Annotated in this window: 24 protein-coding genes; 2 read left to right on the top strand and 22 right to left on the bottom strand. The window is 45.3% G+C overall.

Going from position 1 to position 22,826, the window contains the following annotated elements; translation table 11 throughout:
• Positions 1-4: 4 nt before the first annotated feature.
• From rodZ to trmJ, 13 genes are all read right to left on the bottom strand, one after another.
• The gene (rodZ, locus tag KHN79_RS02925; RefSeq protein ID WP_182010358.1) at positions 5-970 is read right to left on the bottom strand and encodes a cytoskeleton protein RodZ; all 966 of its coding nucleotides are present in this window, start codon (positions 968-970) and stop codon (positions 5-7) included.
• 502 nt (positions 971-1,472) lie between these two features.
• Complete coding sequence (locus KHN79_RS02920) at positions 1,473-2,600, bottom strand: bifunctional tRNA (adenosine(37)-C2)-methyltransferase TrmG/ribosomal RNA large subunit methyltransferase RlmN (protein WP_182010357.1); 1,128 nt, start codon at positions 2,598-2,600, stop codon at positions 1,473-1,475.
• Positions 2,601-2,819: 219 nt separating this feature from the next.
• Entirely contained in the window at positions 2,820-3,245 is a 426-nt protein-coding gene (gene ndk / locus KHN79_RS02915) for a nucleoside-diphosphate kinase (RefSeq protein ID WP_182010356.1), read from the bottom strand.
• Between the two features lie 91 nt (positions 3,246-3,336).
• Positions 3,337-4,635, bottom strand: coding sequence for an aminopeptidase PepB (pepB, locus tag KHN79_RS02910; protein WP_182010355.1), 1,299 nt, complete (start codon positions 4,633-4,635; stop codon positions 3,337-3,339).
• Positions 4,636-4,806: 171 nt separating this feature from the next.
• Positions 4,807-5,001, bottom strand: coding sequence for a Fe-S cluster assembly protein IscX (gene iscX, locus KHN79_RS02905; protein ID WP_182010354.1), 195 nt, complete (start codon positions 4,999-5,001; stop codon positions 4,807-4,809).
• Positions 5,002-5,044: 43 nt separating this feature from the next.
• Positions 5,045-5,383, bottom strand: a complete 339-nt coding sequence (fdx, locus tag KHN79_RS02900) for an ISC system 2Fe-2S type ferredoxin (protein WP_182010353.1) — start codon at positions 5,381-5,383, stop codon at positions 5,045-5,047.
• A 12-nt stretch (positions 5,384-5,395) separates the two neighbouring features.
• Positions 5,396-7,249: a Fe-S protein assembly chaperone HscA gene (hscA, locus tag KHN79_RS02895; protein WP_182010352.1), complete on the bottom strand. Its 1,854-nt coding sequence runs from the start codon at positions 7,247-7,249 to the stop codon at positions 5,396-5,398.
• A 21-nt stretch (positions 7,250-7,270) separates the two neighbouring features.
• On the bottom strand, positions 7,271-7,786 hold the full coding sequence (gene hscB / locus KHN79_RS02890) for a co-chaperone HscB (RefSeq protein WP_182010351.1): 516 nt from the start codon (positions 7,784-7,786) through the stop codon (positions 7,271-7,273).
• Positions 7,787-7,841: 55 nt separating this feature from the next.
• On the bottom strand, positions 7,842-8,168 hold the full coding sequence (gene iscA, locus KHN79_RS02885; RefSeq protein ID WP_140254838.1) for an iron-sulfur cluster assembly protein IscA: 327 nt from the start codon (positions 8,166-8,168) through the stop codon (positions 7,842-7,844).
• A 71-nt stretch (positions 8,169-8,239) separates the two neighbouring features.
• Positions 8,240-8,623, bottom strand: a complete 384-nt coding sequence (iscU, locus tag KHN79_RS02880) for a Fe-S cluster assembly scaffold IscU (protein WP_005483070.1) — start codon at positions 8,621-8,623, stop codon at positions 8,240-8,242.
• 37 nt (positions 8,624-8,660) lie between these two features.
• Positions 8,661-9,875: an IscS subfamily cysteine desulfurase gene (locus KHN79_RS02875; RefSeq protein ID WP_182010350.1), complete on the bottom strand. Its 1,215-nt coding sequence runs from the start codon at positions 9,873-9,875 to the stop codon at positions 8,661-8,663.
• Positions 9,876-9,903: 28 nt separating this feature from the next.
• On the bottom strand, positions 9,904-10,410 hold the full coding sequence (iscR, locus tag KHN79_RS02870) for a Fe-S cluster assembly transcriptional regulator IscR (protein ID WP_182010349.1): 507 nt from the start codon (positions 10,408-10,410) through the stop codon (positions 9,904-9,906).
• Positions 10,411-10,535: 125 nt separating this feature from the next.
• Positions 10,536-11,255 (bottom strand): tRNA (cytosine(32)/uridine(32)-2'-O)-methyltransferase TrmJ, encoded by a 720-nt coding sequence (gene trmJ, locus KHN79_RS02865; RefSeq protein ID WP_182010348.1) that lies wholly within the window; start codon positions 11,253-11,255, stop codon positions 10,536-10,538.
• A 231-nt stretch (positions 11,256-11,486) separates the two neighbouring features.
• Between trmJ and suhB the strand changes: the two genes are divergently transcribed.
• Positions 11,487-12,290: an inositol-1-monophosphatase gene (suhB, locus tag KHN79_RS02860; protein ID WP_182010347.1), complete on the top strand. Its 804-nt coding sequence runs from the start codon at positions 11,487-11,489 to the stop codon at positions 12,288-12,290.
• Positions 12,291-12,363: 73 nt separating this feature from the next.
• Here suhB and KHN79_RS02855 read toward each other — a convergent pair whose 3' ends face one another.
• The 8 genes from KHN79_RS02855 to KHN79_RS02820 all read right to left on the bottom strand — a co-directional run bounded on the left by KHN79_RS02855 (position 12,364) and on the right by KHN79_RS02820 (position 20,526).
• Positions 12,364-12,810, bottom strand: a complete 447-nt coding sequence (locus KHN79_RS02855) for a hypothetical protein (protein ID WP_244812594.1) — start codon at positions 12,808-12,810, stop codon at positions 12,364-12,366.
• A gap of 5 nt (positions 12,811-12,815) precedes the next feature.
• On the bottom strand, positions 12,816-13,232 hold the full coding sequence (locus KHN79_RS02850; RefSeq protein WP_182010346.1) for a hypothetical protein: 417 nt from the start codon (positions 13,230-13,232) through the stop codon (positions 12,816-12,818).
• A 164-nt stretch (positions 13,233-13,396) separates the two neighbouring features.
• Positions 13,397-14,344, bottom strand: coding sequence for a protein translocase subunit SecF (gene secF, locus KHN79_RS02845; protein ID WP_182010345.1), 948 nt, complete (start codon positions 14,342-14,344; stop codon positions 13,397-13,399).
• Positions 14,345-14,358: 14 nt separating this feature from the next.
• Positions 14,359-16,215, bottom strand: a complete 1,857-nt coding sequence (secD, locus tag KHN79_RS02840; RefSeq protein WP_182010344.1) for a protein translocase subunit SecD — start codon at positions 16,213-16,215, stop codon at positions 14,359-14,361.
• A 21-nt stretch (positions 16,216-16,236) separates the two neighbouring features.
• Positions 16,237-16,566 (bottom strand): preprotein translocase subunit YajC, encoded by a 330-nt coding sequence (yajC, locus tag KHN79_RS02835; protein WP_182010343.1) that lies wholly within the window; start codon positions 16,564-16,566, stop codon positions 16,237-16,239.
• Positions 16,567-16,730: 164 nt separating this feature from the next.
• Positions 16,731-17,864 (bottom strand): tRNA guanosine(34) transglycosylase Tgt, encoded by a 1,134-nt coding sequence (gene tgt, locus KHN79_RS02830; RefSeq protein WP_182010342.1) that lies wholly within the window; start codon positions 17,862-17,864, stop codon positions 16,731-16,733.
• 210 nt (positions 17,865-18,074) lie between these two features.
• On the bottom strand, positions 18,075-19,127 hold the full coding sequence (gene queA, locus KHN79_RS02825; protein WP_182010341.1) for a tRNA preQ1(34) S-adenosylmethionine ribosyltransferase-isomerase QueA: 1,053 nt from the start codon (positions 19,125-19,127) through the stop codon (positions 18,075-18,077).
• A 250-nt stretch (positions 19,128-19,377) separates the two neighbouring features.
• A complete protein-coding gene (locus tag KHN79_RS02820) occupies positions 19,378-20,526 on the bottom strand; it encodes a serine protease (protein ID WP_182010340.1) in 1,149 nt (382 codons plus the stop codon).
• A 316-nt stretch (positions 20,527-20,842) separates the two neighbouring features.
• On the opposite strand from KHN79_RS02820, the gene KHN79_RS02815 reads away from it, so the two are divergent.
• Positions 20,843-21,301: a CBS domain-containing protein gene (locus tag KHN79_RS02815; protein ID WP_182010339.1), complete on the top strand. Its 459-nt coding sequence runs from the start codon at positions 20,843-20,845 to the stop codon at positions 21,299-21,301.
• A 172-nt stretch (positions 21,302-21,473) separates the two neighbouring features.
• Here the strand turns inward: KHN79_RS02815 and aceA are convergent, their stop codons facing one another.
• The gene (gene aceA / locus KHN79_RS02810) at positions 21,474-22,784 is read right to left on the bottom strand and encodes an isocitrate lyase (protein WP_182010338.1); all 1,311 of its coding nucleotides are present in this window, start codon (positions 22,782-22,784) and stop codon (positions 21,474-21,476) included.
• Positions 22,785-22,826: the final 42 nt, after the last annotated feature.

The raw sequence follows: 22,826 nt of genomic DNA, 5'->3' as shown, positions 1-22,826 counted from the left end.
TTTTTTATAACGGTAAAGTGAATCTAGCGACTTTGCCTGAAGTATACCCAGAAAGGTCAACAGGTTCACTCGCAAATGTCATTGTCACCCCTTCCGGAGCGCCCAATATCACATTAAATGGTGCTTTTCCGGTAAGTTCGACATCCTGCCCTGGCTTACGAGTGCCAGTTACTAGTGTTCTGCCGTTGGCGTCTTTAACCTGAATCCAACAATCTGATTGAAACTTCATTGTTAGCAGAGTCATGCCTTTTGGTACGACAACTGCCGGCTCTTCCACAACCGGAGCCTCTTCAATAACAGCGACAGGTTCTTCAGCTTCTTCCAAGGTCTCACTGGCAGCAATCTCATCACCAAGCTCTGGTAAAGCGTCAGTTTCCGGTGAAGTATCCAAGCTCTCATCTACTTCCGGGGTTTGAGCTGCAGTCATACTCTCTTCTGATTTACCTGCGATCAGATCATCTGTACTCATGTTATCGATTTCGACCAACTCTTCTGCACTAGGGCTAGGCGCTTCTATATCCGTGTCTGTCACAACTTGGGAAAGACTATTTTCCTGTTGATTCTGCCACCACCAAGCTGCGGAAATACCGGTAATAACTATCGCGATAATCCAGGTCAGCAGCATAATGCGGCTATTATGCTTTTCATGTTTTGTTTTGCGAGAAAAGCTCTGCATTTCGACATCTTCAGCTTTAGGCTTTATGTCAGCTGTTTGCTCTAGTGCGGATAGCACTATTTTTTCGTCAAGTCCGACAACTTTTGCGTAAGAACGCAAATAACCACGGGTAAACGTCGTCACTTGCTTAGAATCGAATCGGTTGTTTTCTATGTCTTCAATAACAGAAACGCGAAGTCTCAGACGATCAGCTACTTGCTTCTGAGTCATGCCTTGAGATTCGCGTTTATTCTTTAACAAGGTACCCGCTGCAATAGACAGCGGTACTTCGTTGGTATTTTCGTGGTCTGTCATAATGGTGTTTTAGTCTGCTTTAGTCATTAACACGGCTACTCATGTTCGTTCTTTGCTTCATCCTAAATTAAAGCTAGGTAGTCTGATCGTGTTAACCAAAATAATAATTTTAAGAAATTCTCGGCACTTGGAGTATGGATACCCGTTTTACAACAATCGGCAAAGCGTAATGAAAGAAAAGAGCGGAGAATTCTCGATGTTGTGGTACCTGCTATGTAATATGATAAGCGAATGCATAACAAAGATAAAAACTCTTTACGCCCAAACTAACAGATTACTCAAGCTTTTGTCCAAACTTTGACACTGTAATTCGAAATTCTACGCAATTCCACTATTCAAATAGGGTTACCAACTGATCACCTGAAATAAGTAATTCCGCGAACGTTGTGTATAAAAACGAGTCACTATGCATCGCTTATACTGAAAGCATTTGCGTATCATAAGTTCAGTAAACAAAATAGCCAGAGCAAATGGCTCTGGCTATTATAAATTTTCACTCAATTTACACGGCTTTGACTTCAATAGTCTCCGCACCACGTGCCGCTTTTAATGCAGCAGTACGCTTAGTCCGGTCTATAACATCACCAACTAACTGACCACACGCAGCATCAATATCGTCACCGCGGGTCTTGCGTACGGTTACCGTGTGCTCATACTGCATGAGCGTTTTCTGGAAACGGTCAATACGGGAGTTACTTGGTTTCTTGTACGGTGATCCTGGGTACGGGTTGAACGGAATCAAGTTGATCTTACATGGCGTATCTTTCATTAGCTCTGCTAACTCCCGCGCATGGTCCATATCATCATTCACATGATCAAGTAGTACATACTCTACTGTCACTTTGCCACGGTTTGCATTAGAAGATGCAATATAACGACGCACTGATGCCAGAAAATCCTGAATGTCCCAACGGTCATTGATTGGCATAATTTCACTGCGTAACTTATCGTTTGGCGCATGAAGTGAAATGGCTAACGCCACGTCGATTTTACCCGTCATTTGATCAAGACCTGATACGACACCCGATGTAGACACAGTTACACGGCGCTTAGATAGACCAAAGCCCAGATCATCCAGCATGATTTCCAGAGCAGGGATCAGGTTTTTCATGTTAAGTAACGGTTCACCCATCCCCATCATTACTACGTTAGTAATCGGACGACGACCAGTCTCTTTCTCCAAACCGACTTCACGTGCTGCGCGCCATACCTGACCGATGATTTCGGAAACCTTTAGGTTACGGTTAAAGCCTTGCTGAGCCGTTGAACAGAATTTACATTCCAGAGCACATCCCACCTGAGAAGAGACACACAATGTTGCGCGATCATCTTCAGGGATGTAAACCGTTTCCACATCCTGGTCACCAACCTTCATCGCCCACTTAATAGTGCCGTCAGAAGAGTGCTGAGCTTCCGCAACAACGGGGGCTTTGATTTCACACTTATGCTGCAGTTTCTCACGTAACTTCTTATTGATGTTCGTCATGTTGTCGAAGTCATCAACACCGAAATGGTAGATCCACTTCATAACCTGATCGGCACGAAACGCTTTTTCGCCGAGTTCTTCTGCGAAAAACTGACGCATGCCTTTGCGATCAAAGTCGAGTAGATTGATTTTTTCAGTGGTCATATTACCTCTCAATGACTGAAACAAGAATAAGGGCGCGAATTGTACAGCCTTTATGCAGCTACAACAAGGGTTGTAAAACCTTGAGTTTGCTAAGGCATTAAAATCATAGCGATTAAAATTTAAACAATTTTAATCTAAGAGAATTTAGGGTGGGTAGATAATAAAAGCCCCGGGAATCTCCGGGGCTTACTATCTTTACGAGCACATGCTAATACAAGATTAACGTGGGCAAATCTCTGACTCAGGAAAGAAGAACTCAATCTCACGAGCCGCAGATTCCGGGCTATCGGAGCCATGTACAGAATTGTGGCGCATGCTTAATGCGTAATCGCAGCGAAGCGTACCACATGCAGCTTCTTCCGGGTTTGTTTTACCCATCAGTTCTCGGTAACGTGCAATCGCATTTTCACCCTCAAGAACCTGAACCATAATTGGTCCGGAGGTCATAAACTCTTTCAGAGGTTCGAAGAACTCTTTACCTTCATGTTCCGCGTAAAAACCGCTCGCCTGCTCTTCCGTCAGGTGAACCATTTTTGCCGCTATAATACGTAGTCCAGCCTTCTCAATGCGGTTGTAGATTTCACCGATCAGGTTTCTTTCCACTGCGTCAGGCTTAACAATTGAAAACGTTCTTTCCAGAGCCATAAGGTTTCCTTTTTTGTACTTGTAATAATAGTGATTAAAAGTGACTTACTTGACTATGGCAGTACCTGACAATAAGGCGCTGCCATAAAAGTTATTTGTCTGCTTGCTCGTTAAGAAGACGGGCAAGAGTGCGAACACCCATACCGGTTGCACCCGCAGCCCATTTCTCAGAAGCTGCTTTGCGGTACGTACCAGCACAGTCAAAGTGTAACCAGCCTTTCTTGTAATCTTCGACAAAGTAAGACAGGAATGCCGCAGCCGTACTTGCACCTGGAGTGTAGTCACCGGAGCTGATGTTCGACAGATCCGCAAAGTTTGATGGCAGCATACCACGGTGGAAATCAGCAAGAGGCAGTGGCCACAGACCCTCTTTCTCCTGATTTGCCGCAGTCAGAGCTTGGTGTGCAAGCTCGTCGTCGAAGCTCATTAACGCATGGTAATCATTACCTAACGCGTTTTTCGCAGCACCAGTTAGGGTAGCGCAGTCGATAATTAATTCTGGCTTTTGCTCACTTGAGTAAATAAGACCATCCGCCAATACCAAACGACCTTCCGCATCGGTATTCATGATCTCTACGGTCGTACCGTTTTTGTATGTAATGATATCGCCAAGCTTAAGCGCACGGCCGGAAATCATGTTCTCTGCACAACAAAGGATCAGTTTTACACGCTTGTTTAAACCGCGCTGGATAGCTAAGCCCAGACCACCGGTAATCGTGCCTGCACCACCCATATCCGCTTTCATCGCACTCATAAAGTTAGAAGGCTTCAGGCTGTAGCCGCCCGAATCAAAAGTAATTCCTTTACCTACTAAACATGCGAACACTGGCGCGTTTTCATCACCTGTCGGGTTATAGTCTAGTTGCAGCATTGCGGACGTACGCTCAGAGCCACGACCAACCGCATAGATACCTTCCCAGCCTTCGGTTAACAGATCTTTATCTTTAACAATACGAGCGGTAACAGTACCTTCCGGTGCAACAGATTTGATGAATTCAGCTGCCATAGTCGCTAACTGACGAGGTGCAACTTCTTCTGCAGTTTTATTGATAACATCTCGCGTGAAATCAGTCGCTACGATACGCGCCTGAAGCTCTGCCTGATCTTCTTCCGGCAGTGATGCCCACTCTAGCAGGCCATGTTTTTTCGGATTACGGTAACCTTGATGGAAAGCCCAGATGCTTTCCAGATCCCAGTTATCACCAGAAAGCAGAATCGAATGAATACCCTGGCCATCTAGCTGACGAGCTGCACGCTGAATTGCGCCAAGATCATGGCCTTCACCTAAATGAATTGTCGTTCCGTTTTCTGAAAACGAAAGTAAGGCTTTTTCACCCCAATGTGGAGCAGCGGAATCTTGGCTTAAAAATACAGACATCTGTGTAGACATGGTTTCTCCTGTCTTATAACGGCGCCGTCTACGCCGCTTCTTTTTTAATAACTTACGGATGTTAGCATTATGTAGGGCAAAAATGTCAACTTGATAAAAAAACGGACCTAAGGGTCCGCTTTTTTTAGTAAGAATTGTTAACTCAGCTGCGTTTTACAACCGAATCGAGCATTAGTCAGCTTCGTCCATCCAGCACATGATGACCGCTTCAAGAATCTTTTCATTGCAATGGTTTGGTTCATCGTCAAACTCATCTAATTCCATGATCCATTGATGAAGGTCGGTAAAGCGCACGGTTTGCGGATCGATGTCTGGAAACTTGTCACAAAGTTCGATTGCGATATCGCGAGAATCTGTCCATTTCATTGCTCATCTTCCTTTTCTTCATCTCCACTTTAGGGAGACTATATTAATGATCTTCTGAAGCGTGGTTTAGCGTGTATTTTGGAATCTCAACAACCAGGTCTTCGTCGGCTACTTTCGCCTGACAGCCAAGGCGAGATTCAGGCTCTAAACCCCATGCTTTATCCAGCATGTCATCTTCAAGCTCCTCACTCTCTTCAAGGGAGTCAAAACCTTCGCGAATGATCACGTGGCAAGTGGTACAGGCACATGACTTTTCACACGCGTGTTCAATACCAATGCCATTCTTCAACGCTACGTCCAGAACAGTTTCACCAGTATTTGCTTCCAGCACTGCACCCTCAGGGCACAAATCTGCGTGTGGTAATACTATAATCTTAGGCATACTACTTATCTCTTATATATCGTCTACTGATTGACCTGACAGTGCAGCTCGAATCGATTTATCCATACGGCGTGATGCAAAGTCTTGGCTCGCTTTATCGGTATCTTTAATGCCCTGCTCAATCGCATCCGCATTATCGCCATTACGCAGCTCAATCAGTGCTTCAATTGATTTTACCAGATTTTGTTTCTCTTGCTCTGACAGTAAATCATCACCATCAGCTTGCATTGCAGCAATTAAACCTTCAATCACACGATCCGCTTCAACGCGTTGTTCAGCTAAAGCACGTGCTTGCATGTCTTCTTTTGCGTGAGTCATCGAGTCACGCAGCATGTCAGCGACTTCGTTATCACTCAGACCATACGAAGGCTTAACCTGGATCTCAGACTGCACGCCGGTGCTCTTTTCCATTGCAGTAACAGACAGCAGTCCATCGGCATCCACCTGGTATGTTACACGGATATGCGCCGCACCAGCTGCCATTGGTGGAATGCCTTTGAGAGAGAAGCGAGCCAAAGAACGGCAATCATCGACCATTTCACGCTCACCTTGCACAACGTGTACACTCATCGCGGTTTGACCGTCTTTGAATGTGGTAAATTCTTGTGCGCGAGCAACAGGAATCGTCGTGTTACGCGGAATGATTTTTTCAACCAAACCACCCATGGTTTCAATGCCAAGTGATAATGGAATCACGTCAAGCAGTAACATTTCCGAATCCGGCTTGTTGCCCGCCAGAATATCCGCTTGGATACCCGCACCAATCGCGACCACTTCATCTGGATTAATACTTGTCAGTGGCATGCGGCCAAAGAATTCGCCAACCATTTCACGTACTAACAGAGTACGTGTTGAACCACCAACCATCACCACTTCAAGCACATCTTCTGCATCAACGTCCGCGTCTTTCAGTGCGCGGCGACAAGACATCAGTGTTTTCTTCACTAGCGGACGGATAAGATCCTCAAACTGATCACGGGTAACCGTACCTTTCCAGCCAAATACGTCAACTTCTACGCTGTCTTGCTCAGAAAATGCGATCTTTGTTGCGGTAGCGATGTTCAGTAGTACGCGATTTTGCTCTGCAGAAAGCTGAGTATTCAAACCCGCTTGCTCCATCAGGAACTCAGCAAACAGATGGTCAAAATCATCACCGCCTAACGCTGAATCACCACCAGTTGCCAATACTTCAAAGACACCCTTAGACAGACGCAAGATTGAGATATCAAACGTACCACCGCCCAAATCGTAAACCGCTATCACGCCTTCTTGCCCGGAATCCAGACCATAAGCGATCGCAGCTGCAGTCGGTTCGTTCAGAAGACGAAGAACATGCAGGCCAGCTAACTTGGCGGCATCTTTGGTGCCTGCACGTTGTGCGTCATCAAAGTACGCTGGAACGGTAATTACAACACCTGCTAGGTCGCCGCCCAATGTTTCTTCAGCGCGTTTCCCAAGCACCTTCAGTATCTCTGCTGATACTTCAATTGGGTTTTTGTCGCCTTGAGCAGTTTGTAGAACCGGTAAGCCGTTATCGCTCTCTTTAAACTGGTAAGGTAATGATGGATAGCGAGACTGAATGTCTTTCAGTGAGCGGCCGATCAAACGTTTTACTGAGATTATCGTATTTTCTGGTTCGAACTCGGCTTTCGCTTTTGCGTCATCACCGACAATGATTGATTCTGCCGAATAGTTAACCACTGAAGGCAGAATGCTGCAGCCCTGCTCATCCAGTAATGTAGTTGCATCGCCACTGCGTACGGAAGCAACCAATGAGTTGGTCGTACCTAAGTCGATACCCGCTGCCAACTTATGCTCATGAGGTGCCGAGCTTTGACCCGGTTCTGCGATTTGAAGTAATGCCATGATTGGTCCTTGTAACGCTGACTAGCCGAGGAGCTTGTCTTCAGCCAGCTCAATTTCGTGCTTTAGCTTGGCAATAAATTTCAGCTTACGAACTCGGTCTGCGGCTTCTGCCCAAAGACCGTCATCAAGCTCTTGCTCGACGTTTGCCAAATGCTGCTTGTACATTTTGCTGACCTTAGAGTCGAAGTCAAAAAGCGCTGATTCAGGATCAGAGCTGCCAGCAATTTCTTCCAGTTCTTCACGTAGTTCCATCTGTTCCATCAGGAACATCGGATCTTGCATAGTTTGTTGTTCGCCACGAATTTCCGTTCCCTGCTCTGCCAAGATGTACTCCGCGCGAGAGATCGGATTTTTCAGAACCTGATAAGCATCGTTAATCTGCGCTGCTTTTTGTACTGCCATCAAGCGGTCGCGTTCAGACGCCGTCGCAAAGTTATCTGGGTGGAAACGTTTTTGTAGTTCTCGGAACTGAGAAGAAAGAAGGCTACCATCCAGCTGAAACTGACTTGGTAGCCCAAATAATTCAAAGTGATTCATTAAGTTCGGGTCCTAGTAAAGCCTTCCGGACTCGGTTGCCCAGAAGGACAATCAATTAGACGTTGAAGCTTTCACCACAACCACATTCACTTTTTGCGTTCGGGTTGTTGAACTCAAAACCTTCATTCAACCCTTCCTTCACGTAATCCAATTCGGTACCGTCTAAGTACACCAAGCTTTTTTTATCGATGATAATTTTTACCCCTGAAAGGTCAAAAACTTCATCTTCAGCTTCGTTTAGCTCGTCAACAAACTCAAGTACATACGCCATGCCGGAACAGCCAGTCGTCTTCACTCCAAGACGTAAACCGATACCTTTGCCTCGGTTATCCAGGAATGCTTTTACGCGACTTGCCGCTGTTTCTGTCATTGTGATGGCCATACTGCACCTTAGTCTGTCTAAATTACGATTGGAATGGGAGCGTTAACGGCTCCCATTATATTACGGAATAATTATTCTTGGTGTTTTTTCTTGTAGTCTGCAACCGCTGCTTTGATTGCATCTTCAGCAAGAATTGAACAGTGAACTTTCACAGGTGGAAGTTCTAGCTCTTCTGCAATTTCAGAGTTCTTAATTGCAGCCGCTTCATCAATTGATTTGCCTTTTACCCACTCAGTTACCAGTGAGCTTGATGCGATTGCACTACCACAACCATACGTTTTGAACTTCGCATCTTCGATGATACCTTCCGGTGTCACTTTAATTTGCAGTTTCATAACGTCGCCACAAGCTGGTGCGCCAACCATGCCGCTACCTACTGATGGATCTTCTTTGTCAAATGAACCTACGTTACGTGGGTTCTCGTAGTGATCAATTACTTTTTCGCTGTATGCCATGATAAATTACCTCGAATCCTCTATTCTATCCCTGAGATTAATGATGAGCCCATTCAACTGTGCTCAAATCAACCCCTTCCTTGTACATATCCCATAGAGGAGACATGTCGCGTAGCTTAGTCACTGCAACGCGGATTTGTTCAATTGCGTAATCAATTTCTTCTTCTGTCGTGAAACGACCGAATGAGAAACGAACTGAGCTGTGAGCCAATTCATCGTCCATGCCAAGGGCACGTAAAACGTAAGATGGCTCTAGACTCGCAGAAGTACATGCACTACCAGATGATACCGCCAGGTCTTTAAGCGACATCAGCAGTGATTCACCTTCTACGAAAGCAAAACTGATGTTTAGGTTTTGTGGTACACGCTGCTCCAGATCACCGTTTACCGTTACCGCTTCAAGGTCTTTCACACCGTTAAGTAGACGGTTACGAAGCGCTAGTGCGTGATCGTAATCTTTCTGCATCTCTTCTTTTGCGATGCGGAAAGCTTCACCCATACCAACGATTTGGTGAGTTGCCAGCGTACCAGAGCGGAAACCACGCTCATGGCCGCCACCGTGCATCTGTGCTTCAAGGCGGATACGAGGCTTACGACGTACGTAAAGTGCACCGATACCTTTAGGACCGTAAATCTTGTGGGCTGATAGAGAAATCAAATCAACTTTCATTTCCTGAACGTCGATTGGCAACTTACCAGCAGACTGAGCTGCATCTACGTGGAATACGATTTTACGCTCACGACATAGCTCACCAATTGTTGTGATGTCTTGAATAACGCCAATCTCGTTGTTCACGTGCATGATAGAAACAAGCACTGTGTCATCACGCATTGCAGCTTTAAGTTTCTCTAGATCGATTAAGCCATTTGACTCGGGCTCTAGGTAAGTAACTTCAAAACCTTCGCGCTCTAACTGACGGCATGGGTCAAGAACCGCTTTATGTTCTGTTTTACACGTGATGATGTGTTTACCCTTTTTAGAGTAAAAGTGAGCTGCACCTTTGATTGCAAGGTTGTCAGACTCTGTCGCACCTGATGTAAATACGATCTCGCGTGGATCTGCATTTAGAAGGTCAGCAATTTGCTCACGAGCAGTATCTACTGCTTCTTCTGCCTGCCAGCCGTAACGGTGCGAACGAGACGCTGGGTTGCCAAATGTGCCATCCATTGTCATGTACTGAACCATTTTCTCAGCAACACGTGGATCAACTGGACATGTAGCGGAATAATCAAGATAAATCGGCAGTTTCATTCTCTACTCCAATGTAAAAAGCTGACCGCTAAGAGCGGACGTTTACACCGATGGGCGCGGCGGTTGTATTTTTGTTGGTAAACCCATTAGTCACCGCCAGATCAATGTCCTGACGGTCAGAAATTTGTAGTACTTCATTGTCAGTCATCAGCTCACCAAGAGTGATGTTATTCAAGAAGTCACTGATGCGAGAGCTTAAGTCACGCCATAGTGTATGTGTTAGGCAACGAGTCCCGCCCTGACAATCTCCTTTGCCCTGACATTTAGTTGCATCAACTGACTCGTCTACAGCCGCAATCACTGTTCCAATTGCGATGCTGTGTGCGTCTGTGCCTAGTCGGTAACCACCGCCTGGACCACGAACGCTGGCAACAAGGCCTGCTTTACGCAATTTAGAAAAAAGTTGCTCTAAGTAAGAAAGCGAGATTCCCTGACGTTCTGAAATATCAGCAAGAGGTACAGGGTTTTGTTGCGAATGCAGTGCCACATCCAGCATGGCTGTTACCGCATATCTTCCTTTAGATGTAAGTTTCATACCACACCGTATCCACATGGTTTGTAATGGTTATGATTTTTCCATACCCGAGTATTTTAGTCAAGTATTTATCTGACTATTTTACTCAGGTATTCATCCTTACATTAAAGGTGGTTATTAATCATTCAGCGCTTCTTCTCTATCGAGGTTAATATGCCTCTGAGAATGTTTAGCTCCTGAGCCTCTGGTCGTGCTCGTGAGAACAAACGTCGAAGCTTATTCATCACCTGGCCTGGCTGTTCTTTACTTATAAACTGGGTTTCCACGATGACCTTTTCAAGGTGTTCAAAGAACATTTCCAGCTCTTTATGTCGTGGATATTCCTCTTGCTCAGTAGCTGAAAACTGGCTTTGTTCTAGGTTAAGGTGTGCGACACGAACTTCATAGCTCAGCGTCTGAACCGCCATAGCCAAGTTAAGAGAGCTGTATTCTGGATTCGCCGGAATACATACATGGTAATGACACTTTTGTAGCTCTTCGTTTGTTAAGCCAGTTCTTTCACGTCCAAATACCAGCGCTACTGGATGATTTCGCCCCTCGACTGCGAACTTTTCGCCACACTCACGTGGCTCCAGCATCGGCCATTCAAGAGTACGTGAGCGCGCACTGGAACCTACCACCAGACCACAGTCTGAAATCGCTTCTTCTAGTGTGCTGACAATTGTTGCGTTTTGAGCAATATCACTGGCACCAGCAGCTAACGCTATTGCTTGGTCATCTACTTCACACTGCGGATCGACCAATACAAGTTGGCTTAACCCCATGACTTTCATTGCTCGGGCTGCTGAGCCGATATTGCCAGAATGAGAGGTACCGACGAGTACGATTTTTACTTGATCCAACATCTGTGATTGCTACCTGATTAAAAACCGCAGGATATTAACATAATTTTTTAACACACCCTAGAGTGAAGCTGTGCACTATTCGCATTCTCGTCAATTGATGTCGTATACCAATAACTAAAGAGGCTGGAACCATTGCATTTAGAACAAAAAATAACCACTTCCTTTTTCTTTTAACTTTGGTATACTCGCCGCCGCTTTAATTCGTTCTTTAACATCCGTTGGGAAAATCGTATGCATCCTATGCTAAACATTGCTATTCGCGCTGCGCGAAAAGCAGGCAATCATATTGCTAAATCATTAGAAAACACTGATAAAGTAGAATCTACACTTAAAGGCACTAATGACTTTGTCACTAACGTAGACAAAGAAGCAGAGTACATCATCATCGATACTATCAAGCAGTCTTACCCAGAGCACTGCATCGTTGCTGAAGAACAAGGTCTTATCGAAGGTAAAGATAAAGACGTACAATGGATCATCGACCCACTGGATGGCACTACTAACTTTGTAAAAGGTTACCCACACTTCGCTGTTTCTATCGCAGTTCGTATCAAAGGCAAAACTGAAGTTGCTTGTGTATATGACCCAATGCAGAACGAGCTATTCACTGCACAACGTGGTGCTGGTGCACAGCTAAACAGCGCACGTATTCGTGTGACTCCGCTTAAAGACCTTCAAGGTACTGTCCTTGCTACAGGTTTCCCATTCAAGCAAAAACAACACTCAGAGTCTTACATTAAGATCGTAGGTTCTCTATTTACAGAGTGTGCAGACTTCCGTCGTACTGGTTCTGCTGCGCTTGACCTTTGTTACGTAGCTGCAGGCCGTGTTGATGGTTACTTCGAGCTAGGTCTGAAGCCTTGGGATATGGCTGCTGGTGAGCTTATTGCTCGTGAAGCGGGCGCAATCCTGACTGACTTCGCTGGCGGTACTGATTACATGAAGTCTGGCAACATTGTTGCTTCTAGCGCACGTGGCGTGAAATCTATCCTTAAGCACATTCGCGAAAACGGCAACAGCGCGATCCTTAAGTAACAGATTCTTGAGTCATACTAGCCCGTCACGCTGATGACTTTTGAATAGCCCTGCTCTTTGAGCGGGGCTTTTTTTATTTTGAACAATCAGCTTTCTTGTAAAATCGGTCATAGTCAGCAAGTTGGTGTACCTTTACCTGCTTTACTCTCCACATTTGCTCAATTGACTCGAATTGCAAAGAGACGGTAACCGGTTGATAAATATCTCCAAAGCCATTAACTGAAAGGCAGCCTACTGAGCCATCTTTATACGTACTTTCAAAGTGCGATAGTTCTGTAATTAAGCTTGATGTAATTGACGATAAAAAGGGGAACTTGTAACCAAACTTAACTGGATGGGATTTAATCTCTTCTATTTCGTTGATAGTCAGGCCTGGTTGGGCAACTACGTTGATGACTTCATCATATTGCATTTTGTACAAGTTGTGCCTTATATCTGTATATATTTTGTAAAACTCGTTAGCAACAGATGTATTAGGCAATACAGTTAGGCACAGGATAGGAAAAGTTTTTTTAATCATGCTCGTTACGCTCCCGCTTCACGAAGAGCTTGATCAATTTTACTCGGTTTAAATCTGTACTTACATAAGCCCCATTCACACTTTTCGACAAGCTCTCGGATGTTGACTTGCCCCGTCACACCAAACGTTACAACTCCAAACAATGACACACTACCACTGTAAGTCAGGTTTCCGTCACTATGACTTTGAAACGTTACGGACACAGACTTTAGCTTTATCCCTAACTCCTCGACCATTTCTTTTGATACTTCAAATTTAGTAAAACCAAGCTCTCCCGACAGAGTTACTTTACCTGAATCATCAACCGCTAACTTAAATCGCTTCCCCCCAGTGACTAACTTGGTCGTTACTCCTTTGTTATACTTGTACAAAATCTCAATAAATTTCAAGAGCTGTACCTTAACCTCTGCTTGTCTTGACATTTTTCTCTCCACAAAATACCAAACATAGCCTCTGTCACTTATCCAATCAAAACATAGAGTTCCCCTCTAGGAACACTTCAAAGTAAATTGAAATTTATAAGTTTGTCAGACACAAAAAAACCGCTGATTGCTCAGCGGTTTTTAGTGTGAATCTTTCAAGCTGCCTATGGCATCTCGTCGAACTCTGCACCTTCTTTTTCTATTTGCGGTGGCATCAGGTGCTCTTTCTGGATACCCAGTTTTAGCGCAAGTGCTGATGCAACATAGATAGAAGAGTAAGTACCTACCGTAATACCAAGTAGCAATGCAGTTGCAAAGCCATGGATCATAGCACCGCCCTGAGCAAACAGCGCGATAACTACGAACAACGTGGTTCCGGATGTAATCAATGTACGGCTCAATGTCTGAGTGATTGAAGCATCCATGATTTCAGCCGGTTCACCTTTACGCATTTTTCGGAAGTTCTCACGGATACGGTCGAATACCACTATCGTATCGTTGAGCGAGTAACCAACCACCGTTAGCAATGCAGCCACGATAGTTAAGTCAACTTCAATTTGCATGAACGAGAATACACCCAGCGTAATAATGATATCGTGCGCCAGTGCCAGTACCGCACCCGCTGCAAGACGCCATTCAAATCGCATTGATACGTAGATCAGGATACAGATTAGCGATACTAAAATCGCAAGGCCACCCGCCTCTGTCAGCTCATCTCCAACGTTCGGACCAACGAACTCGATACGGCGCATTTCTACGCTTTCACCAGTACCAGTTTTAATAGCACTGATGATTTGATTACCCAGCGTTTCACCAGATACATCATCACGGGGACGAAGACGAACCATTACATCACGGGCACTACCAAAGTTCTGTACCGTTGCGTCACCAAAACCTTTTGAGTCCAGAGCAGTACGAATTTCTTCAAGATTAGCCGGCTTTTCAAAACCAACTTCAATCAGAGTACCACCGGTAAAATCCAGCCCCCAGTTCAGCCATTTGGTTGACAATGTGAAGATAGAAGCAGCAATCATTATAATTGAGAAAACGAATGCCACTTTCGACCAACGCATAAAGCCGATCGTTTTATCTGCTTTTAGAATTTGAAACATATTAATTCCCAGCCTTAGATCGACAATTTATCAACGCGCTTGCCACCATAAAGCAGGTTCACGATACAACGTGTACCTATAATGGCGGTGAACATTGAAGTTAAGATACCGATAGATAGCGTTACTGCGAAACCTTTCACAGCACCAGTACCTACCGCAAACAGGATGATTGCAGTGATAAGTGTTGTGATGTTCGCATCTGCAATGGTACTGAACGCGTTCGCGTAACCCTGGTGAATCGCTTGCTGCGGGTTTCGACCATCACGAAGTTCTTCACGGATACGCTCAAAGATCAGTACGTTTGCATCAACGGCCATACCGACGGTTAATACGATACCTGCGATACCCGGCAGCGTCATCGTCGCACCCGGGATCATCGACATCACACCGATAATCAGTACAAGGTTAGCCATCAGTGCAATGTTGGCAATCAGACCAAAACCACGGTAGTAAAGCAGAGTAAACAGCATTACTGCCACCATACCCCAGATACATGCCTGAATACCCATATCGATGTTTTGCTGACCCATTGACGGGCCGATTGTACGCTCTTCTACAATAGAGATTGGCGCAATCAGAGCACCTGCACGCAATAGTAGCGCAAGGTTATGAGCTTCTGCCGCAGAGTCGATACCTGTGATACGGAAGTTACGGCCTAGTGCAGACTGAATCGTTGCCTGGTTAATCACTTCTTCGTGCTTCGTCAGGATGACTTTGCCTTCAGGAGTTTTGCGTCCGCTGTCTTTGTACTCAGCAAACACCGTAGCCATCAGCTTACCGATGTTCTTCTTCGAGAACGCAGACATCTTGTTACCACCTTCGCTGTCTAGCGAGATGTTAACCTGAGGACGACCATATTCATCCACACTTGAGCTTGCATCCGTAATACTCGAACCACCAAGAATCACACGCTTTTTCAGAACAACAGGACGACCATCGCGATCTTTTTTGATTTCACTGCCAGCTGGTGCACGACCATTCGCTGCAGCTGATAAATCAGCTTTATCATCAACTTCGCGGAACTCCAGTGTTGCCGTAGCACCCAGAATTTCTTTTGCTCGCGCCGTGTCCTGAACGCCCGGAAGCTCAACCACAATGCGGCTAGCGCCTTGACGCTGTACAAGCGGTTCAGCTACGCCAAGTTCGTTTACACGGTTACGCAAAATAGTAATGTTCTGCTCTACCGCGTAGTTACGAATCTCTTGTAAACGCTGATCAGTGAAAGTCGCAACAAGTGAAAAACGACCATTAGAATCAGAATCAACAAAGTTCATGTCAGGGTGATTCTTTTCTAATGTACGCTTCGCTTCAGCCAGTTGCTCTTCGTTACGAAGTAACACTTCTACCGCTTCTTTACCAGAAGGACGAATAGCACGGTAACGGATCTTAGCGTCGCGAAGTTCGCTACGGAACGCTTCTTCTTGCTGACCAACCAGTTTTTCCATGGCAGCATCCATATCCACTTCCATCAGGAAGTGAACACCACCACGCAGGTCAAGACCCAGTTTAAGTGGAGATGCGCCAATCGCTTCTAGCCAGTCTGGAGTAGAAGGAGCAAGGTTAAGTGCAACAATGTTGTCGTTGCCTAACGCTTCGCTGATGACATCACGAGCACTAATTTGCGTATCAGTGTCGGTAAATCGGACAAGAATTGATCCATTCTCGAGAGCAATGGATTTATGAGAAAGTTGCTCTTTATCAAGAGCAGTAGTGACAGCATCCAGCGTTGACATATCTACAGAGGCGCCACGCGCCCCTGTAACTTGAATAGCCGGATCTTCACCGTAGATATTTGGAAGTGCGTATAGTGCAGCTGCGATGATCGCAAAAAGCACCATTAAGTACTTCCATAATGGGTAACGGTTTAGCACAGCGAGGACCCTTTAGCTGTTTTATAGAGACTTAAGCGTACCTTTAGGTAGCACTGCAGTGATGAAGTCTTTTTTGATTACAACTTCATTGTTCGCATTAAGCTCAATTGAAATGAAATCATTATCTTCAGCAATCTTGGTAATTTTACCTACCAGACCACCGCTTGTTAGAACTTCGTCACCTTTGCTCATAGAAGCCATTAGGTTCTTGTGCTCTTTTACACGTTTGCTTTGTGGGCGGTAAATCATAAAGTAAAAGATCACTGCGAACATGCCAAGCATGATTAGCATTTCAAAACCGCCGCCTGCTGGTGCGCCTTCTGCTGCTGCGTGAGCTTGAGAAATAAACATTGAAACATCCTCATTATATTTTATTGATAATCCAACAAGTTGGGCTTTTACCGTTGAGATTCAAGTCTGAAAGTGACTAATAGAGATCACTCTCTCAAAAATAACGTGCTTTAGCCTACTTTATTGGCAAAAGCCTCTGGCGACATGCCAGAGGCTATAATTTTTTAAGCTTTGCTTAGTGGTGGAACTTCACGATCACGGCGAGCGTAAAACTCTTCAACAAACTCATCAAAACGATCTTCATCAATCGCCTTACGAATACTTTCCATCAGACGCTGGTAGTAACGCAGGTTATGGATGGTGTTAAGACGCGCACCCAGAATCTCATTACAACGCTCTAAATGGTGAAGGTACGACTTGCTGTAATTTTGACAAGTGTAACAGTCACAGTGCGGATCCAGCGGTGTTGTATCCGTTTTATGTTTCGCATTACGGATCTTGATCACACCACCAGTAACAAACAAGTGGCCGTTACGTGCGTTACGCGTAGGCATTACACAGTCAAACATATCGATACCACGACGAACACCTTCAACTAGGTCTTCCGGTTTACCAACACCCATCAGGTAGCGAGGCTTATCTTCCGGAAGCTGCGGACACGTATGCTCAAGGATACGGTGCATGTCTTCCTTAGGTTCACCTACAGCAAGACCACCAACCGCATAACCATCAAAACCGATCTCTGTTAAACCTTTTACCGATACGTCACGAAGGTCTTCGTAAACACCACCCTGTACAATACCAAACAGGTTATTAGGGTTTTCCAACTTATCGAAGTGATCGCGAGAGCGCTGTGCCCAGCGCATTGACATTTCCATCGATTTTTTCGCTTCGTCGTGAGTCGCTGGGTATGGCGTACACTCGTCGAAGATCATTACGATGTCAGAACCCAGGTCTTTCTGGATTTCCATCGACTTTTCAGCGTCCATGAAAATCTTGTCACCATTTACTGGGTTACGGAAGTGTACACCTTCTTCAGTGATGGTACGCATTTTACCCAGGCTGAATACCTGGAAGCCGCCTGAATCGGTAAGAATAGGACCATGCCAGTTCATAAAGTCATGCAGGTCGCCATGCATTTTCATTACTTCCTGACCAGGGCGTAACCACAAGTGGAAAGTGTTACCTAGCAAGATTTCAGCGCCGGTACCTTTTACTTCTTCCGGCGTCATGCCCTTAACCGTACCGTATGTACCAACTGGCATAAACGCAGGTGTTTGCACAGTGCCACGTTCGAAAGTCAATTGACCACGACGTGCCGTACCGTTTTTCTTCTTAAGATCGAATTTTAATTTCACGATGCCTCCGGGTGTCAGAGAAACAGTCTGACGATATTTTCGGGGTTATCCCCATGAAGGAGCGGTCGCCTTTCCTTGCGAGAGACAAAGCAGAAGTTCTGCTTTATTTCCTAGCTTAATGCTAGCACTCGTAAATTGCCTTTTTTATTACTGCAAAAGACTTCAACCCTCGTCATCGGTAAACGAGATGTTTGAAGCCCCTATTAAAAATTATGCCGTTTTCTTCTTGATAAACATGGAATCACCATATGAGAAGAAGCGGTATTGATTATCTACCGCATGCTTATATGCGTTCATGGTGTTTTCGTAGCCTGCGAAAGCGCTCACCAACATAATCAAGGTTGATTCTGGAAGGTGGAAATTCGTGATCAAACAGTCCACCAGCTGATATTGGTAACCCGGGTAGATAAAGATTTCAGTATCGCCGAAGAATGGTACCAACTCTGTTCCCTTTTTCAGTGCATCTTGCGCTGCACTTTCTAACGAGCGAACCGATGTCGTACCAACAGCGATAATACGTCCACCACGGGCTTTGGTTGCATTGATAGCGTCCACAACTTCTTGCGGTACTTCTACATACTCTGCATGCATGTGGTGATCGTTGATGTTATCTACTTTAACCGGCTGGAACGTACCAGCACCAACATGCAGGGTAACATACGCAAACTCAGCACCTTTTGCTTTGATCTTGTCCAGTAACACATCATCAAAGTGCAGACCTGCCGTTGGCGCTGCGACGGCACCCGGCTTTTGGTTATAAACGGTCTGGTAACGCTCTTTATCTGCGTCTTCATCTGGGCGGTCAATGTATGGAGGCAGCGGCATGTGGCCGATTTCTTCCAGAATCTCTAGTACCGTCTTATCAGAGTCAAACTTCAGCTCAAATAGCGCATCGTGACGAGCTACCATTTCAGCCGAGTATTGGTCATTCTCGCCGACAATGATGGTCGTGCCTGGTTTAGGCGATTTTGAACAGCGGACATGCGCTAAAATACTCTTTTCGTCCAACATACGCTCGACCAGAACTTCCAGCTTACCGCCAGATTCTTTACGGCCAAACATACGTGCAGGAATAACACGGGTATTATTGAAAACCACCAGGTCACCCGGCTGAACTTGATCCAGCACATCAGTGAATGTGCCATCAACAATCTCACCAGTATTGCCATCCATTTGCAGTAGTCGGCTGGCTGTACGCTCCGGCTGAGGGTAGCGAGCGATAAGTTCATCTGGAAGGTCGAAATGGAAATCTGATACTTGCATGTTACTTGTCTTTTAAATGGTTCAAATCACGCCCGCGAGAGCGATAAAATTGCGACGAGTTTTTCGCAGCAGACTAGTATATGTTTAGATGCTGCAATAGCAAGTGAATACCCAGAATATAGCTGTAAAGCAGCTGTAAAGAGTGTAAAAAACAGTGAAATTTAAAAGTTTGCAGGCAATAAAAAAGCAGCCAAGTTCGCTGCTTTTACTGTTTCTGTGACTATTAGCAATCCAGATTGATTAACAAGCCTCAGAAATTCTGTCTTCTGCGCCATGCTAGTAACCCTAGCAGGGATAAGAAGCCAAGATTAAGACTGCCGCCACCATCACTTGTATCTCTGAAATTACAGTTATTGGTCGCAATTCCGTCATGACAGTAATCGTCATTCCCTTCTTGGATTTCTGTAATGAAGTCAGGAGCTATGATGTAGCTGCTCGGAGGCGATTCCGCGGTAATATACGACTGCACCCAATCATAATACTGACTGACTTTGGTATAAAAACTTGGAATGGTCAACGAACCACAGGTTGGCAAAATCAATGGCGCGCCACTAACGATGCCAATTTGTTTCCCGGTCGCAATATCAAGGAGCGGGCCACCACTGTCACCTTTACAATCAGAGTTGCCAAACTGAGTACTGCTTCCCTCTTCAAGAATGCTGTTAACGGTTGGAAGAGAACAAATTTTTGTAACATTTTCTCGAGAGTTAATCGCCCCGGGAAAACTGCTGCCAATTTCCAGACGTTCATAACATTTATCAATAGGAAGAAAACCAAGCGAGGTTGTTTTTAGTGTCGGAGATGCTTCTGCTGCCATTGGCGTTGTCGTTCCCCAGCCAAACACTTGTATATTGGCTGTACGCTGATTGGTCTCGTAGTTATCATCCCAGTCAGCGGCAAGCCGGGCTTCAATATCAATCATCTCTTCTTTCGTCGCCAAATCCGCAATTGCGACGTTGCTTACCGGACGAGTGAGATACAACAGTGCGATATCACTATCAAGAGCAGTTTGGATAGGCGTTATTTCCCCATCAACATCCACTTCTGCTTTCGCTATTCGAGTGTACTTTGGGTGGACGACCACATGAGACACGGAGTAATAATTGTCGATAGTTGTGTTATTGAGATCATGCGTTCTCGCAGTAATGGCAAGCTCCCCGGGAGAGGTGACGTAGTAGCTCGCTTCGTTTGTTCCTTCTCCCATCACGACACAGTGCGCTGCTGTCATCACCCACTGGTCAGTCACCATCGTACCGCCACAGATGGGAAACTCAGCCATATTACTAGCGCGAATTGATACACGATCAGCCGGATTGGTTTCCTCTTGCCCCAGAACAATCGCGTGCGCCGATTGCACACTTAACGCCGTTGCGACAATCGCTAATAGTTTTTTGTACATAGTCGTCTTCAGTTTATTAAGCCTGTGTTTATTTTCTTCGACAGCCTAAACAGACGACATCAGGCAAATAAAAATGTGCGATTCAACTCATTGGATTACATTCTGACCACATACCTTATCAGTAAAAAGTGCAAACTGACTCGCACAGAAAATGACATCCCTTAAGTGATAAAAACATAGATAGCCAGTAATTTTCGAATAGAAAACCTGCGTCTTAACACCGCGCCATTTTGTTGATGAAAAACGGGGTATCTCTCAGATATAGAGTCAAATATTTCCTATATTTAACTAAAGGACAACGCTACTGGAGGTCTCTATGATTAAGGTCGAAGATATGATGACTCGCCACCCTCATACTCTAACTCAGGCGCACACTTTACGTGATGCAAAAGAGATGATGGAAGCGCTAGATATTCGCCATATTCCGGTTGTTGACGCCAATAATCATTTACAAGGTTTGGTGACTCAACGCGACATTCTTGCCGCTCAAGAATCTAGCTTACACCCGGATGGGGCTGAACAATCTGTTACCCTCGATACGCCTCTCGAAAAAACGATGCATACCAACATCATGACCGCAGAGCCGCGAGCAGGCTTAAAAGAAAGCGCAATCTACATGCAAAAGCATAAAGTCGGTTGTCTGCCTGTGGTCAACAAAGGGCATTTGGTAGGAATCATTACTGATAGTGATTTCGTGACCATCGCAATTAATCTGCTTGAATTGCAAGAAGAAGCTGAACCAGAAGAAATTGAGTCAGACGAAGAAACACAATAACTACTTTGCTATCTCTTATGCCCAAGTAACCTCAAGATGCTCGGTTCAGCGAGAATGACTTGGGTATAGCTGAGCATATTGTAATGACACTGTTTTCAAAATAAAAAAGAGCGGCATTAATGCCGCTCAATGTGCCTACTGGCGTTGTTGTGGGAAATCTTGCCTTGCCAATTTAGAACTGGTCTTCTTCTGTCGATCCCGTTAGTGCTGTTACAGATGAGTTACCACCCTGAATTGTATTGGTCATTCTGTCGAAGTAACCTGTACCTACTTCTTGTTGGTGCGCTACAAATGTGTAACCCTTATCTGCAGCCTGGAACTCTGGACGCTGAACTTTCTCAACGTAATGACGCATACCTTCACCCTGAGCATAAGCGTGAGCCAGTTCAAACATGTTGAACCACATGTTGTGAATACCCGCCAGAGTAATGAACTGGTACTTGTAGCCCATGTCAGAAAGCTCTTGCTGGAATTTAGCAATAGTTTCTGCATCCAGATTTTTCTCCCAGTTGAATGATGGAGAACAGTTGTATGCTAGCAGTTGCTCTGGGTACTCTGCGTGAATAGCTTCTGCAAATTTACGCGCTTCTTCCAGACATGGCGTGGCTGTTTCGCACCAGATTAAATCTGCGTATGGCGCATAAGCTAGGCCACGCGAGATTGCCTGGTCAATACCAGCGCGTACTCGGTAGAAACCTTCCTGAGTACGCTCGCCTTCGATAAAGTCTTTATCATAAGGGTCACAATCTGATGTTAGCAGGTCTGCCGCGTTCGCATCTGTACGAGCAATAACAAGTGTTGTTGTACCGGCTACGTCTGCAGCCAAACGAGCAGCTACCAGTTTTTGAACCGCTTCCTGAGTCGGAACCAGTACTTTACCGCCCATGTGACCACACTTCTTAACTGATGCCAACTGGTCTTCAAAGTGAACGCCAGCAGCACCCGCTTCTATCATAGACTTCATCAGTTCGTATGCGTTTAATACGCCACCAAAGCCTGCTTCTGCGTCCGCTACGATTGGCAGGAAGTAATCAATACCGCCTTCATCTGACGGAGACTTACCACCCGCCCACTGAATTTGGTCAGCGCGGCGGAAAGAGTTGTTAATACGCTTAACAACAGAAGGAACAGAGTCTACAGGGTATAGCGACTGGTCTGGGTACATGGTTGATGCGGTATTGTTATCCGCAGCAACTTGCCACCCTGAAAGGTAAATCGCTTCGATACCTGCTTTAGCCTGTTGAACAGCCTGACCACCAGTCAGTGCGCCAAGACAGTTAACGTAGCCTTTTTTCGCACTACCGTTGACCAGTGACCACAGTTTGTCAGCACCACGTTGTGCAATTGTGTTTGCAGGAACCATAGAACCACGCAGTTCAACGACTTCCTCAGCAGTGTAAGTACGTTTCACGTTTTTCCAGCGTGGATTAGTTGCCCAGTCTTTTTCTAAAGCTTCAATTTGTTGGCGGCGAGTTAATGTCATTGTTCTATCCCTCTTTATAATTTGCACTTTATGTGTGTGCGT

Source organism: Vibrio sp. B1FLJ16 (assembly GCF_905175385.1).
In the GTDB taxonomy this organism is placed as follows: domain Bacteria; phylum Pseudomonadota; class Gammaproteobacteria; order Enterobacterales; family Vibrionaceae; genus Vibrio.
Note: the sequence above shows the minus strand (reverse complement) of the source record. Positions and strands in the feature narration are given on the sequence as shown.